A 15,193-nucleotide genomic window follows, 5' to 3' on the forward strand; every position below is an offset into this window, starting at 1 on the left:
GGAGCTACCGACCGGCGGTTTGAGCCGACGGCAAAATGGTGACCGGCTGACCAGGCCGCAGGCGTTCGTTGCCGTGGGTGACCACTTGCATGCCAGGCTTCAACTCACCGGTCACTTCGATATCACTTCCATCGGATACACCCAAAGTGACAGGAACAGGGCGTGCGATCTGACCATTTTCCGAAGGGGAAACCACGTAAACAACTTTCGAAGCACCGTTCAAAACGACCGAGTCTTTTGGTACCAGCAGGGCAGTTTTCGTTTTACTGGTTTGCAGCATGACGTTGCCCATCATGCCTCCTTTTAACACCGGTTGATCCTGATCGAATTCGTTGGCGACTCGAACTTTCACCGGAAAAGTTCGGGCCCGAATGTCGGCTTGAGGGATGACCGAAAGAACTTTGCCGGGAAACTTGCGACCAGGATAGGCGAACACTTCGACTTCCACTTCGCGTCCAATTTGAACGTACGGAATGTCTTGTTCCGGAACGTTTGCGACCACGTCGACTTGGTCCAGCTGAGCGACTTCGGCAACCGCACCGCCACTGTTGGCCCAGGCCCCGACTTCCGTCGACTTCTTAACGATGTAACCGGTGAATCGCGTGCGAATGGTGTATTTATTGATGCGATCTTCCAGTTCTTGCACGATCGCTTTTTGCATGGCAACGCGAGCTTCCGCTTGAGCGATCTGCTCCGGACGAGGCCCCGCAACGGAAAGCTCGTACGCCTTCTTGGCGTCCATGAATTCCTGAGCGGCAGCATCCGCGGCGGAGACAGCTTCGTCATGCACTTCCTTGGAGGTAACTCCCCGTTTCTCGTACAACTCGACGGCACGTTCTCGGCGAAGATCGAGGTATCGCTGACGAGCCTCCGCGGCAAGCATGCGGGCTTTCATCTGTTCGACTTCTTCGATCCGAGTTCCGTTTTTCAGCTCGGCCAACTCCGCTTCGCGAACCGACAGCTCGGCAGCGGCCGCATCGCGTTGCAGACCGATGGTGTTGGTCAGCAGTTGAGCGATGGCATCGCCATCTTCTACGCGATCCCCTTCTTCAAAGTTGAACTCGATCACGCGTCCATCGACGGCACTCCCCAAAATGGCATGCCGCGTGGGACGAACCGTTCCGACGAACGTTTTGTAGGAAGCGATATCTCGCTGCTGCACGGGAACCGTTTTCACAGGAGCTTGGGCGAACGCAGGAGAGAGCAGGGCAACGCAGCAAACGCTGCCGAGTAGGGCCGTAATACTTCGATTGGTTTTCATGACGAAATCGTGGGAGAGTTATCGTTGCGGGATGAGTGGGGTTGGCCATCGAGATTAATTAGCACGCGTTCCAGCAGTTCGTGCAGTTTCTCGACTTCCTCAGGTGCCATGCCGGCGGTTGCTTTCTCGCGCACCTTTTTCAGCACGGCGGTAATCTGTTCCCAAACCGGCTCGGCATCGGGACCTACGTCGAGATACTTTTTGCGGCGATCCTGATCGCAATTCGCACGCACGATCCAGTTCATCGTTTCCATGCGAGCCATAATGCCAGCCAACGTGGGCGGCTCGATGGTCATCCGCCGAGCCAGGTCGCTTTGCGTGAGGGGGCCTTCATACTTCAGCCAGCCGATGACTTGGAACTGTCGGAAGGTGATCCCGAACGGGCGCAGCTCAGCGTCGATACGTTGCTCGTAATGGTGGGATGCCAGCGTGATCCAGTAACCGGTGCTGGCATTGAAGTCGTACGTCATAAGCTTTGTGGCAGTATTTAGTTAGGCTCCCTAAGCAATTATGGTGGCAAGGGGTTCCCCCAGTCAAGCGAAATCAGCTATCACTTCGCACGATTCCTACAATCGTTAAACTCCTTGAGGCAGAACGGACGATGAAGGGAACGACGCGGTATTGCTATGCCGCGCGCTTTGATGACGTGATGCCTATGAAGCGAGGGGCGACCATGGCGCTCGAACAATTCCACCGAAGCACTTCCAAGAATAGCGTTCAGCAAATTCTCACGCATTTGGCGGCCGGTTGCGTTGCCATCGGCGGAATTCAAGCGGCGTGGGGGCAAGATACGTCTGGTTCGCGTTGGTCGACCAACAACCCACCCACGCCAGCGATGATTGAAACTCAATCGCAATCAAACGATGGAGAACTTCGTCGGTTGCCCCCGATCGAGGAAGAAGGGACCACCCCAGCAGCACAGCCGCCGAAATCGGTTGCGTCTGCTGAATCCAATGTGGCGGCCGCTGCCAAGCCAACGCCATCGGTCACCAAGCCGCTTGCCGATCCAGTCGACTGGTCGAACCCAAGCGTCGTCATCGGCCCAGAAATGACCAACCGTCCGGTCAGCCACGAAGAAATCGTTGCCGCTCCAAAGCCACGGAAATCGCGCTACTCGAGTGCCCCTCAGCCAGACGCTGCCCCCGCGACCGCTTCCAATGGATCGCGATTCTCGCAAACAGCGCCTGTCGAAACGCCAAGTCCGGCAGCCGCGGAAACAGAAAAGCCTTCGGCGGCCGTCTTTGCACGCGTCTTCGATGAAGAGATCGAATCGCCGGTTCAAGAGGATCCTGCAATAGATCAGCCAGAGATCAGCCAGCCGGAACTGGCGGAAACGGGTGGCGACTTGTCACCGATCTTCGCTTGCCGCCTGCTTGGTTTGCCGAAAACTCAGGGCGAAGAGTCGGCTCAGCGGTAACAGCAATCACGGCAAAATGTTGCCCGGTTGAAACGAATCGCGAATTGCTGAATCATGGCATTCGCGGCTAAGGTGCGTTTTCTTTGGCCGAAACGATGGTTTGCCAAGGATTTCGCCAGTGACCGACCAGCCAGACTCGCTTCGCGAGCGTATCGACGCCGTCTCTGACGACGCCGCCACCCCAGTCGCCCAGCTTCGCGACATGGTTTCCCACTTTGTTGCCCAACGAGATTGGCAACAATTTCATGCCCCCAAAAACATCAGCATGGCCCTCGCAGTGGAAGCGGCCGAGTTGATGGAGCACTTCCAGTGGCTGACCGTCGAAGCATCGCGGGCTGAAATGGAAGCGGACAAGCGAGCCGCGATCGGCGAAGAAATTGCCGACGTTATTTGCTACGCGATGGCATTGTGCAACGAAATGGGCTTCGACGTTGCCACACTGATGCGTGAAAAGATGAAGAAGAATGTGGCCAAGTATCCTGCGGATGAGTTTCGTGGAAGATACGGCAAAGAAGACCAGCCTAAGCAGTAGCCAAAGCCTGCCTGTCTTTTCGGTACCAACTAGATCGCCGATCCAAGACCGAACATGGCCGCCAGATAGAAGGCTCCCCAGATCAGCATGTTGATAATAATGCCGACTTGGACATGCTGAACGATGGCTGGGCATCGTGTGATAAGAAACGTCGAGATAACCGTCACGAACAGTCCGCCGACAGAACATGCGACAACGCCTGCGACGCAAGCGAAAAAGATCCACATCGGTAGACCCAGTACGAGTGCAAGCGCCACACACAGTACGAGTCCCACGCCGCAAATCGATATCTTCCAGCCCAGCTTCGCAAATCGAATAGTCGAAGCAAACTTCGGGTCGCTGCCTTCTGAATCCGCAGGAGATTGAAACGGATTTTCCGGGGCATCGCTGGACATGAAGCCTTTTCCCAGGGGCAATTAGTCTTGGTCGGGAATGAATTCGCCAGCCAACAGGGCAACGCCCGCGCAGCCGATAACGATCAACAACAGGTTCGCGGTAATCCCTGCCAACACATGCCGGACCACCGCTGGGTACGACTGAATGCAAAGTATGCCATACAGTGTAAAAAGAATGCCGCCGAGCAGCGAACCGAGTACTCCAACGAAAAGCAGCATGTTGAGCGACGTTGAAAACAGCAAGAGCTCGACAAGAAACATCACCGCGTAAAGGGCTCCACCGATTGCCGGCAACTCCCAGGCCAACTTGACTCGCTGCAAGACAGTTTCCACCGGGACGCTAGGATCGGCAGCGGTGGTAGGGGACTCGAAGGGGTTGTGATCTGGTGATGTTTCCATGCGAACGGTTCTAGCAGATCACATCCATTTCTCCCATCCACGATTTCAGGCCCGGGTAGTCGAATAAAGCAACTGCTGCCAAAATGAAAGCAAATGCAACCACTTATTTAGCGACTAGAATTACCGGAAAGTTTGGCATGGATACCTTCGACGCAATTTATGGTCGTCGTTCGATCAAGCACTATCACCCCGATCATGAACTGACCGACGAGGAAATCACCAAGCTGATGGAAGCGGCCATTCAGTCGCCCACCTCTTTCAATATCCAACATTGGCGCTTCGTCCTCGTGCAGGACAAAGAGACCCGCGAACAGTTGAAAGGGGCAGCTTACAATCAGGCTCAAGTGTCTGACGCATCGCTGCTGATCGTTCTCACCGCGGACATGCATGCCTATAAGAAAGAGCCGGAACGCTACTGGCGAAACTCTCCTCCGGAAGTAGGCTCGAAGCTAGTCGGAATGCTCGTCGGCTTGTACGACAATCAACCAATACTGCAGCGGGACGAAGCGATGCGCTCGATGGGGATCGCCGCTCAAACCATCATGCTGGCCGCCAAGAGCATGGGGTACGACACCGGAGCCCTGGTCGGCTACGATCCCAACAAAGTTGCTGAAATCATCAACCTGCCGGACGATCACGTGCTGGGCATGATGATCGTTGTTGGCAAAGCAACTCAGCAAGCTTGGGGCAAACCAGGGCAACTGTCGCTGGAAGATGTGGTCGTGAAAGACAAATTCCCGACGAAATAGTAACATCCCAGGGAATTCAAGGGTGCATGTCTTGAAACTAAGACGCACCCTTTTTCGGTCGAGGGATTTTTCCGCCGCCTCGGGTGCGTCGGCCTCGCTTGCGACTCGAGCCACCTTCCTTGGAGTCGACTTCGCTCTTCTTCTTGCCGATCGAATCTTCCATCTTGGAAATCCGATCGCGGATAGCGGCGGCTCGCTCGAACTCGAGGTTTTCTGCAGCCTCGAGCATTTCGGTCTGCAGCTCGTTGATGTATTCCTGCGTAATGATCTCGGAGTCGTCGTTGCGTCCGACCGCTTCGTTCGCCTTGCGGTGTGCGTCCGCTTCCGATTCGATACCGCGACGAATGTTCTTCTTGATCGTCTCTGGCGTGATGTTGTGCTTCTTGTTGTACGCCTGTTGAATCTCACGACGTCGCGCGGTCTCGTCGATGGCACTTTGCATGGCCGGCGTCATCTTGTCGGCATACATAATCACTTTGGCATTCACGTTACGTGCCGATCGCCCAATCGTTTGAATGAGGGACGTTTCGCTACGCAAAAAGCCTTCTTTGTCCGCATCCAGAATGGCGACCAACGAAACTTCCGGAAGGTCGAGACCTTCACGAAGCAAGTTCACACCGACCAGGCAGTCGAATTTGCCTTCTCGCAGATCACGCAGCAGTTCTACCCGCTCGAAGGCATCAAGCTCGCTATGTAGCCATTTGCAAGCGATACCCTGCTCGGAGAAGTAATGCGAAAGATCTTCCGCCAAGCGTTTTGTCAACGTCGTGACCAACGTACGATCACCCGCAGCCACACGAGCCCGGATTTCTTCCAGCAAGTGCGGAACCTGTCCACGAGCAGGACAAACTTCAACGACAGGATCTAACAGCCCAGTCGGTCGAATAATTTGCTCGACCACTTCGCCGGCCGTTTTCTCTAATTCGTAGTTGGACGGAGTCGCTGAAACGAAGACCGTTTGATTGAGGATGTTCTCCCATTCCTCGAACTTCAGCGGGCGATTATCGAGCGCACTCGGCAATCGAAAACCATGCTCGACCAGGTTCATCTTGCGGCTTCGATCACCGTGATACATGGCCGAGATCTGCGAAACGGTCACATGCGATTCGTCCACGAACAACAGGAAGTCATCCGGAAAGAAGTCATACAGCGTGCTGGGTGGTGCTCCACGCGGTCGGCCAGAAAGAGGTTGGCTGTAGTTTTCGATCCCCGGGCAAAAACCGACTTCCTGCATCATTTCTAAGTCGAATCGAGTCCGGGCATTCAACCGCTGCGCTTCGAGCAGTTTGCCGGCTTGCTTGAGCTCTTCAAGTCGGCCATTGAGCTCGGCGCGGATGTTCTTCACGGCCCGCTCGATCCGCTCTTCCGGCATTACAAAGTGCTTGGCCGGATAAATGAACAGTTGCTCTTGCTGGCTGATAATCTCTCCGGTCGTCGGATTGATGATTGCCAACTGTTCGACTTCGTCTCCCCACAGCTCAATCCGGTAGGCAAACTCCTCATAGGAAGGCCAGATTTCCAGACAATCGCCGCGGACACGAAACTTGGACCGTTCGAAGGCAATGTCGTTCCGCTCGTACAAGATGTCGACCAGCTTCGAGAGGATCTCGTCACGATCGACAATCTGCCCCTGGCGGATGCTGACCATCATCTTCTTGTAATCGTCCGGAGAACCTAAGCCGTAAATGCTGGATACACTCGCCACGATGATCACATCGCGGCGGCTGACCAAAGCACTTGTCGAGGCAAGCCGCAGACGGTCGATTTCATCATTGATCGAGGCATCCTTTTCGATGTAGATGTCTCGCTGCGGAATGTAAGCCTCTGGCTGGTAATAGTCGTAATAGCTGACGAAGTAGTGGACGGCGTTATTGGGAAAGAAGTCTTTGAACTCAGAGTAAAGCTGGGCGGCAAGCGTTTTGTTGTGCGAAATGACCAGCGTGGGGCGCTGCAAGTTCTGGATCACGTTCGCCATGGTGAACGTCTTCCCAGAGCCCGTGACGCCGAGCAAGCACTGACTTTTTTTGCCGGACTGAATACCTTCGGTCAGCGCATCGATAGCGGCTGGCTGATCTCCGGCAGGCTTGAACGCGGACGCTAGCTGGAATTCCACTCCGATTCCCTCATCTCTGTTCGGTGACCCCACAGGGCCCTAGGCGGCTGGCATTGTCAGCTTGCCGGCTGAATCGCCACAAGCTGAATCGATTTATTTTAGCGGTTCCTGCACTGCTTGCAGGACGTTACTCGCCCAAACTTCCTAGCGATGCCAGCAATTCTCCCATTTCGCCGGCGGCATGGGCATCTCCTTGCTCGCGGGCAATTTCGATTCCTTCGCGAAGAACCGTGCGAGAATCCTCGATTTCACCCATCTCGGCCAGCATCTGCCCACACATGAACCATGCCGCTACGTAGGGGGGAGTACCGCGCATGAGCTTCTCGAACTCCGCTCGCGCTTCGGCGTGGCTCCCTTCCTTCCGCAGCTCCATGGCCAAGCCATACCGCAGAAACGTGTCGTTAGGGTCGCTTTCCAGCAAGCTGAGAATCTGTTCTTTACGAGAATTCGTCACGAAGTCGTTGCTCTCTAAGGGGTTATCATCAATTGAAACATTCCCTATAGGGTACCCAATCCGTACATTCTCCGAAATCCGAACAATTCTTTAAACCACTAATCTAGGAATGACCGATACCGAGATAGGAATCCAAATATTGTTTTGACGGGCGACAGGAAATTCAATGATGCATCGTAGCGCACTACTGGGAACCGCGGGACTAATCGTACTCGCTGCCCTTGGCCACGTTGTCATTTCAGGTCTCATGCCACAGCAGGAAGTCTCGGCCGAGAATCCTTCCTCAGCAGGACATTCCGCGTCGACACCGAGCCGTTTTGCGGTACCGGAAAGCTCCGTACCCTTGCAACCGATGCCGGCCCGGATGAATGCCCAGCCATCTTCCTGGTCCAACAGTGGTACGCGACTCACCTCAGGCGAAGAAGCAACTCGGCCTTCGAGCCGACGTCGCACGACACGTCCCGCCGCAGAAGAACCAGCATTGGAACCGACGCCTTCGGCAGCTGCTCCGGCAGGCTTGCCTTCTTCGCTGGATGAAGCGTTAAGCCGTTTCCGCGACAACCCCGTATCGGTCGGTAGTGAAGAAAAGCCAGAACCTGAACTGGAAGCACCTGCTCCGATGGCCGCTCCGAAGCAGGAAGCACCGCCGGAAGCCAAGCCAGCCGCTCCTGCCAAAGCGAATCCTTACCGCTACCAACCCAGCACCGAAGCCCCCGCCGCAAATGGTGCTGCTTCGATCGGTTCAGCCCCACAGGAAGCACCACAAACCAAGCCTGAACCAACGGCCACGGTTGAACCGCAAGCGACTAGCATCCCACGTCAAACGTTGACCACTATCGAGACACCAGAGCCAACCCCAACTGCCGTCTCGACTCCGTCGGGCAGCCTGTTCGCAGTGAGCAGTCCCTTGGTTTCTGTCGACACAACCGGCCCCAAGTCGCTCGTGATCGGCAAGCCGGCGACTTACCGGGTGCATGCTCGCAACAGTGGCGAAACGAGTGCTCGCCAAGTCACCATTCATGTTTTGATGCCCCAAGGAGTTCAGCTTCAAGATCTCCGCGGCTCGCTTGGAACTCCGCGTCAGGTCACGACCCCAAGTGGCATGATGGCCATCCAATGGGAAATCCCCGTCCTTCCGGCACAAAGCGAAGGATCGCTCGACTTAAGCCTCGTCGCGACGCAAACGCGTCCGTTTGAACTAGTCATGGAAGTCGCCTACGCACCGCTGACGGCCAAAACACCTATCTCGGTACTCGAACCGAAGCTGGACATGGCCATCGATGGGCCGCAGGACATCCTGTTTGGCGATTCGCAGATCTTCAAAGTGATTGCGAAGAATACCGGTACCGGACCTGCTGAAAACGTTTCGATCACGATCATGCCGATCAAGAAGGGCCAAAACCCCACGGTAATCGACTCGATCGGAACGATCGCTCCTGGCGATCAGAAAGTGATTGAACTGGAACTGACCGCTAAGCAAGCCGGTACATTGGCACTGCGAGCCGAAACTTCTGCCGACAACGGCTTGCGAGCTGCCGCAGCTCATGACGTTCTCGTTCGTCGTGCTGAACTGGCCGTCACCGCCCAAGGCCCTGCGATCAAGTATGCTGCGACGACGGCAAACTACTCGCTGATGGTCGCCAACGCTGGTAACGCTCCCGCAAGCGGTATCAAAGTCGAAGCTCAACTTCCAACAGGATCGAAGTTCGTCTCCGCTTCGCATGGCGGTAAGGTGAACGAATCGACCGGAAGAGTTACCTGGAACCTGCCAAAGTTGGAGGCTGGTACTCAACAGCCACTGCAAGTTGTCAGCACACTGATGGTCGAAGGCAACAATATCCTGCAAGTCGATGCCGCTGCTGACCAGGGGCTCTCGAGCCGTCATGAAATGATCACCCGCGTCGAGTCGGTCGCCGACTTGAAGCTGCTGGTCAACGATCCGACAGGCCCAATCCCAGTCGGTCAGGAAGTCGAATATGAATTCACGCTGAACAACCGCGGCACGAAAGAGGCCCGGGGCGTTCAAGTGACCGTTAGCTTCGGCAGCGGGATCGAACCGATCTCGGTTGAAGGGGGCAAGGGTGCCATCCAAGGGGACGTCGTTCAACTGAACGCGATTCCAGCCGTCAACGCTGGCCAGGAAATCACCGTCAAAGTGAAGGCTCGCGGACGCAGCGAAGGCAACCATACCTTCCGTGCCGAAGTTCGCTGCGAAGACCCGACGACGCGCCTGGCCATTGAAGAATCGACGCACTTCTACGGTGCCGCAATTCAGACCGCTTCACCGCAGATGCCACCTCGTCAATTTCAGCAGCCAGCGAATCAGGCTCCGGCGAACAACACCCCAGCCCCGCTGAGCCCAACTCCATTCAGCCGCTATCAGTAAGCGGTTTTATGGGGCATGTCGACCAATGAGGGGGCGAAGATCGTATCGAAAGATCGCTTCCTTGCCTGGCACCGACATCAGCAATGCATCTTGCCAAAGTGCCAGACCAAAGACACGATCGCTGCCGCTGGGTAGAACTTCCAACAGCTTCCCCGTGTTGGTATCGATGATGGCAATTTCTCCTCGATCCCATAGGGCAATGTAAAGCCATGCCCGGCGATCGAGAACCATATGCCCAAGACGGCCAATTTCTTTTGGGTCGTCAATATCCAGCATCTGCGTCAGAAAGTAAGTCGCCACCTTCCCTTCTTGCCCTTCGTCGGTCAACGAATAGACCGGCACACGTGACTTACCTGATTCCGCGACAAACAGCTTCTTACCGTTGGAGCTCAGGCAAATACCGGTAGGCTGGTCGAGGTTCTCTTCCAACACCGTCGGACGATTTGTGGCGACATCGAATCGGTAAACCGACCCGGTACCAGACTCACCGGAGGCTCGTTCCGGTTCTGTGAAATAGATGTTGCCATTGGGTCCGACTTTGATGGCAAACAACGAATCAAATCGCCGTCCCTGAAAACGATCAGCCAAGACGTTGACCGAATCCGACTTCGGACTGAAACGCAAGATGCGGCCATGATCGGAGTCGAGGGCCAGAATACGCTGATCGCTATCGAGGGAGATTCCTACCAAAGGGAAAAGGAGTTCATCATCCGCCATCATCGCAGGCGCATCAAAAACAATCGAAGCCCCTTGCAGCGTATCGACTCGGCCGACCGAACCTAAATGCCGATAGTTCGTCGCAAGCACAGTCCCCTCGCCATCGCAGCACATCGCCGAATGCCCGGCAAAGCCGGTCGCGAAAAGCCGCAGAGATGACGACGCCGTTGGCACGTCGTCCTGGGCGTTTACAAAACCACTAAGCAGTAGGCCAACGACCAGCGAACAAAGGGCAGGGGACAACAATGAGTGGTGATACAACATGGTCTTCGTCAGGTTGCGGAGAAATCAGCCAGACGATCCTTGTCGCTTACACTCCAACTTTCCAGTGGCAGTATCTATTCAGCTTGATCCGTGTACTTCTGAAATGCCAGAGGCTCGTCGGCCCGTGGGTCACCAATTTTGACGACCAGAGAACCATCTAAGAGGTCTTCAATCGTCCGCCCAATGACCTCGGCACGCCACCCTTTGGCCAGAGAAGGACGTTCTCCGGCTCCGTCTAAATGATAGGCCACCAAATCGCGCACATCCTGCATCGTACACGCCAAACTGGGGGCAATCTTCGCCTCGCGACAGATACTCCCCAGTGCCGAACTAAGGAATTGCCCCAGGACCGTGTACTGAGAATTCGCTGTGCCCCGGTGATTCGTCGGGCACTCTCCATCGGGCAAATCGAGGGCTCGTCGCACGCAGTCGGCTAGATCGTCGATGTATGGGTCCAAGTCGCGACGATTCATCCCCCGAAGTGCTTTGATTTGCGAAACTTTGGCAGACTTTCGCTTGGAAAGCTCGACCATTAAGTCGTCTCGCAGGACTCTTCGAGGGGGAACATTCTGGGCTTTGGCGTGATGATCTCGCCACGTCCAAATTTCTCGTACGATCGCCAACGAACGACGATTCAAGTTGCCGATCCCCGAAACACTTCGCCAGCCAGGTCGAGTCGAGTACTCTTGCCATGCCGTTTGGAAGCGAGACATCTCAGCTTCCATCCAGTCCAGTCGGCCGAGGCTTTTCATCTCGTCGTTGAGTTGCTGATAGATCTGGTCGAGATAGATCACATCGTTCAGAGCGTACTCGATCTGCTGCTTCGAGAGGGGACGGCTCCGCCAATTGGTGCGTGTCTCTCCCTTGGGCAATCGTTCGCCAAGCAGCCGAATGACCAAGTTGCCAAGCGAGATAGGGAATTCCATCCCAATCAGCCCGGCAGCGACTTGCGTGTCGAACAAACGCGTCGGCCACTTTCCTGTCGCACGGAAGCAAAAGAGAAACTCTTCGCGGGCAGCATGAGCGACCACCGTGACGTTGTCGCTGGTGATCAAGTCCCAAAAGGGGCTGAGATCGACCATGCCCTTGGGATCGATCACGGCAAGCCCTGACTTGCTGGCGACCTGAATCAGGCAGAGTTCCGGGAGATACACGTCCTCCGAAATGAATTCGGTATCGAAGAAAATGTACTCGTCGGCAGCCAATTGCTGACAAAGAGCTTGCAGGTCACGGTCGTGACGGACGTAGGTGTACTCCACCGTGGTATCGCTTCTCATCCGTGGAAAGTTCAAGAATACGCGGTCCGATCCCCGCAGTTACCGCCAATTAGTATGGGGCAAACTTTCCTCAGCCGCAAAGGGTGAAGTTGCCCGATGCGGCGAAAACTACCGAGGATTATCACCTACAGCAGGAAGACGAGGGACACGATCCCCAAGATCGGCAGCAAAATCGGGATGCTGAAGAACAGCACGTAACCGAAGAAGCTAGGCATCTTGACGCCACCTTCTTCCGCAATCGCACGAACCATAAAGTTCGGCCCGTTGCCGATATAGGTCATCGCCCCCATGAACACGGCCCCTAAACTGATCGCGACCAGGTTCACATACTGAGCACTCGTCGAACTATCGATGGCTGCGTTCACAGCGGCAGCATCCATCTGCGGGAATGCCGTCTTGAAGAAGACCAAATACGTTGGGGCGTTATCCAACACCGACGAGAGTCCCCCAGTGATCCAGTAGAACTTCATTGGCGAATCGATGCCCAGGCTAGGTCCTTGCTCGTTCAAAATCTCAAGAGCTGGTTGCATGCAGATAAAGATCCCGACAAACAGCGCGGCAACTTCCACAATCGCGTGGTAATTGAAGCGGTTGTCTTCCCGGATTTGCTTGCTTCCCAACCAGAGGCTCATACCGACGAGAGCCAATTGGACAATTTCACGGAGGTAAACAAACGGATACCAGCCGATCCCCGGCAATGGTTTCGTCGGGTCGAGCAAAGCGACCGAGAAGATCACGCCCAAAAGCAGCAAAGCGTTCGGCCAAAGCCCACGAATGGTCAGAGGCGTCGTACGGACTTCGTCGCGGAGGACGTTTTCTGGATCTTCTTTTGGGTAGTAATAGAACTTGTCCATCACCACGTAGAGGATCAACAGCAGCGTATTAGTCAATAACCATGGTTTCCACAGGGCGGTCATCGTCCACAGGAAGTTAACCCCCTGCAGGTAACCGAGGAACAACGGCGGATCACCAATCGGCAGCAAACAGCCACCGCAGTTACAGACCACAAAGATAAAGAAGACCACCGTGTGCTGACGGTAACGTCGTTCTTTGTTGGTTTCTAACAGGGGACGAATCAGCAGCATCGCTGCGCCGGTCGTCCCGATGAAACTCGCCAGCAAACCACCCACCAACATAAACGCGGCATTTGTGGTCGGACGTGCTTTCAAGTCGCCTGAGATGCGAATTCCACCGGAGATCACATATAGCGAAAACAAAAGCACGATGAACGGGATATACTCGCCCAGAATTGCGTGATCGATCCGGTGCCAGGCTGCCTCGACGCCAGCGGCATCGTAAATGGTCAAATAGTAAAGCAGCGTCACAAACGCGAGACCGGCCGCAACGATGAAGCGGTTGGTATTACTTTCCCACCAATGCTCCGTAAATTTGAGCAGCGGAAGGACCGCAATCGCTCCGAGCAGAAACACAAAGGGAGCAACCGCCCAAACATGGGGCAGCGGGTGACTGCCGTGGCCGCCACCATGGCCAGCTTCAGCATGTGCTTCGTCGTGGCCTTCGTGATGCTCGTCGGCATGGGCTGGTTCAACATGGGCTTCGGCAACCGCATTGCTATCAGCTGCCGCCTTGGGGGAAACGGTCCATCCGGCGACCGATGCCACAGCGTAAGCCACTAGAATCACAACGATGCCGATCAGTAATGGTTTGTCCGAACCTGATCCGCCTGAGTGATGATCGTCCACCGTTTGGTGTCCTCCGATAATCCCGTTAACTTCCGTGGATGTGATTCCAGCTTGGCCCATGTTTGGTCACCCTGTATGCCCTGTTAAGGTGGGTCCTAGACTTCCCGCTTCGCGTCAAGGTTTAGTTGCCCCAAAACCTTGAAAAGCTGGGAATGGTACGTGTGCCAAACGTTAGGTTATGCTGAAGCGGTTTAGGCTATCAGAGTGTAGTTTTCATGCCAAGGTGGCCGCGTCGCGGGAACCCGGTGTGGATTGTCGCGGTTTTGCCACTCATCCGGGCCAGACGCAGCCTCTGAAATCCGCCCCTTAAAAACAGCTTTTCAGCTTCGTTCTAAACCGGAAAAAGAATTACGACCTATGCAGTGGTTGGTAAGCGTAAGAAATCGCCAAGAGGCCGATCTTGTCATGCCATACGGCGTCGATCGGCTCGATCTGAAAGAACCAACTAAGGGGTCTCTTGGAGCGGCTTCTCCGGAAGACTGGAAAGAAACGGTCGAACGTTGGCATCGGCAAGTACCCGTCAGCATTGCCCTGGGAGAACTCGTCGAGTTAGACGCGTTGTGTGATATTCCTCACCATACCGACAGCGTAAAGATAGGGCTGGCCAATTGCGGATCGTTGGCCGATTGGCCGGAACGTTTAAACCAGTTTTTCCAACAGCTTCCTGACAATGTCGGCCGCGTGGCCGTTTACTATGCCGACCGCCACTTGGCTTGCTCACCAAGCTTCAACGAAGTTCTGCACGCGGCGTGTCGCTTGAACTGCCAAACATTTTTGATCGATACCTTCGACAAGTCGGCAGGGCATCTGTTCGACCATCTGTCCATAACGCAATTAAAAGAATGGCGCAACCAACTCAATTTGGCTGGCCTTCATTTCGCGCTCGCAGGTTCGCTTCGAACAAGCCACTTATCGGCAGTGGGGGAGATTTGCCCCGACATCGTAGCGGTAAGGGGCGCCGTCTGTCATCACGATCGCCGAGGTGAAATTAGTGCGGAAGCGCTGAATGATTTTCACGATCGTTGGAAACGTGTTTCAACTTGCAAGCAGCGACGCGTTGTCTCGCCAGGATAGAATTTTGCCAACGCACTTCGTGGGAGCAGATCCTGGAAAACGTGCGACAAGTTGCTTGACTTTTGCAAATTGGGCTTCGATACTGGCGAATCGTTTGCATTGGCCGGTAGGTCAGTAGCAGACAGCCAGGAACGCCTTTCACGCCTCGCTTGCTTCGAAGGAGATAACGACCGTGCCAAGTTCCGTACTCGATGCGATTCGCTTAGGTATTTGGGATTACGAACCGGAGAAAGTTGATTCCAATCGATTTGACCCTACCGGAGCCCTGCCTGGATCGGACGAAAAACTGGACATCTTAGCACGCCGTTTAGCGACCGGCCTTCCTTTATGGCACCCTGAAGATCGTCGCTCTTACGACGACACCGTTCGCGCCGAAGAGTAGCGTGCAAACTGTTCCAGGCCTTGGGTTGCATTTCAAAGCCAATCGGCGAAGATTGGCCTAGTTAACATGC

Annotated in this window: 15 protein-coding genes; 6 read left to right on the plus strand and 9 right to left on the minus strand. The window is 55.1% G+C overall.

Going from position 1 to position 15,193, the window contains the following annotated elements; translation table 11 throughout:
* Positions 1-4: 4 nt before the first annotated feature.
* Positions 5-1,261 (minus strand): efflux RND transporter periplasmic adaptor subunit, encoded by a 1,257-nt coding sequence (locus LA756_RS06710; protein ID WP_224439102.1) that lies wholly within the window; start codon positions 1,259-1,261, stop codon positions 5-7.
* A complete protein-coding gene (locus LA756_RS06715; protein WP_224439103.1) occupies positions 1,258-1,731 on the minus strand; it encodes a MarR family winged helix-turn-helix transcriptional regulator in 474 nt (157 codons plus the stop codon). The genes LA756_RS06710 and LA756_RS06715 overlap by 4 nt, the downstream gene beginning before the upstream one ends.
* Positions 1,732-1,934: 203 nt before the next feature.
* Here LA756_RS06715 and LA756_RS06720 point away from each other — a divergent pair, with 203 nt between their 5' ends.
* Both LA756_RS06720 and LA756_RS06725 read left to right on the plus strand, forming a co-directional pair.
* Positions 1,935-2,678: a hypothetical protein gene (locus tag LA756_RS06720; protein ID WP_224439104.1), complete on the plus strand. Its 744-nt coding sequence runs from the start codon at positions 1,935-1,937 to the stop codon at positions 2,676-2,678.
* Positions 2,679-2,796: 118 nt separating this feature from the next.
* Entirely contained in the window at positions 2,797-3,210 is a 414-nt protein-coding gene (locus LA756_RS06725; protein ID WP_224439105.1) for a nucleotide pyrophosphohydrolase, read from the plus strand.
* Positions 3,211-3,239: 29 nt separating this feature from the next.
* Here LA756_RS06725 and LA756_RS06730 read toward each other — a convergent pair whose 3' ends face one another.
* Together LA756_RS06730 and LA756_RS06735 are read right to left on the minus strand one after the other, a co-directional pair.
* Positions 3,240-3,605 carry a hypothetical protein gene (locus tag LA756_RS06730; RefSeq protein ID WP_224439106.1) on the minus strand — a complete coding sequence of 122 codons (366 nt, stop codon included), beginning with the start codon at positions 3,603-3,605 and terminating at the stop codon, positions 3,240-3,242.
* 21 nt (positions 3,606-3,626) lie between these two features.
* Positions 3,627-4,004 (minus strand): hypothetical protein, encoded by a 378-nt coding sequence (locus tag LA756_RS06735; RefSeq protein ID WP_224439107.1) that lies wholly within the window; start codon positions 4,002-4,004, stop codon positions 3,627-3,629.
* 137 nt (positions 4,005-4,141) lie between these two features.
* Here LA756_RS06735 and LA756_RS06740 point away from each other — a divergent pair, with 137 nt between their 5' ends.
* Entirely contained in the window at positions 4,142-4,753 is a 612-nt protein-coding gene (locus LA756_RS06740; protein ID WP_224439108.1) for a nitroreductase family protein, read from the plus strand.
* Positions 4,754-4,790: 37 nt separating this feature from the next.
* On the opposite strand, the gene uvrB is transcribed toward LA756_RS06740, so the two are convergent.
* Together uvrB and LA756_RS06750 are read right to left on the minus strand one after the other, a co-directional pair.
* Positions 4,791-6,866 carry an excinuclease ABC subunit UvrB gene (gene uvrB / locus LA756_RS06745; RefSeq protein ID WP_315858344.1) on the minus strand — a complete coding sequence of 692 codons (2,076 nt, stop codon included), beginning with the start codon at positions 6,864-6,866 and terminating at the stop codon, positions 4,791-4,793.
* Positions 6,867-6,993: 127 nt separating this feature from the next.
* Entirely contained in the window at positions 6,994-7,320 is a 327-nt protein-coding gene (locus LA756_RS06750) for a tetratricopeptide repeat protein (RefSeq protein WP_224439109.1), read from the minus strand.
* Between the two features lie 166 nt (positions 7,321-7,486).
* On the opposite strand from LA756_RS06750, the gene LA756_RS06755 reads away from it, so the two are divergent.
* Positions 7,487-9,706 (plus strand): DUF11 domain-containing protein, encoded by a 2,220-nt coding sequence (locus LA756_RS06755; protein ID WP_224439110.1) that lies wholly within the window; start codon positions 7,487-7,489, stop codon positions 9,704-9,706.
* A 6-nt stretch (positions 9,707-9,712) separates the two neighbouring features.
* Here LA756_RS06755 and LA756_RS06760 read toward each other — a convergent pair whose 3' ends face one another.
* The 3 genes from LA756_RS06760 to LA756_RS06770 all read right to left on the minus strand — a co-directional run bounded on the left by LA756_RS06760 (position 9,713) and on the right by LA756_RS06770 (position 13,727).
* Positions 9,713-10,687 (minus strand): SMP-30/gluconolactonase/LRE family protein, encoded by a 975-nt coding sequence (locus LA756_RS06760; protein WP_224439111.1) that lies wholly within the window; start codon positions 10,685-10,687, stop codon positions 9,713-9,715.
* Between the two features lie 74 nt (positions 10,688-10,761).
* Entirely contained in the window at positions 10,762-11,964 is a 1,203-nt protein-coding gene (locus tag LA756_RS06765; protein WP_224439112.1) for an HRDC domain-containing protein, read from the minus strand.
* A 125-nt stretch (positions 11,965-12,089) separates the two neighbouring features.
* Positions 12,090-13,727 (minus strand): sodium:proton antiporter, encoded by a 1,638-nt coding sequence (locus LA756_RS06770; RefSeq protein ID WP_224439113.1) that lies wholly within the window; start codon positions 13,725-13,727, stop codon positions 12,090-12,092.
* Between the two features lie 297 nt (positions 13,728-14,024).
* On the opposite strand from LA756_RS06770, the gene LA756_RS06775 reads away from it, so the two are divergent.
* Both LA756_RS06775 and LA756_RS06780 read left to right on the plus strand, forming a co-directional pair.
* On the plus strand, positions 14,025-14,741 hold the full coding sequence (locus LA756_RS06775; protein WP_224439114.1) for a (5-formylfuran-3-yl)methyl phosphate synthase: 717 nt from the start codon (positions 14,025-14,027) through the stop codon (positions 14,739-14,741).
* Positions 14,742-14,913: 172 nt separating this feature from the next.
* Positions 14,914-15,123, plus strand: coding sequence for a hypothetical protein (locus LA756_RS06780; protein WP_224439115.1), 210 nt, complete (start codon positions 14,914-14,916; stop codon positions 15,121-15,123).
* Positions 15,124-15,193: the final 70 nt, after the last annotated feature.

The organism is Bremerella sp. TYQ1 (assembly GCF_020150455.1).
Taxonomy (GTDB): Bacteria; Planctomycetota; Planctomycetia; order Pirellulales; family Pirellulaceae; genus Bremerella; species Bremerella volcania_A.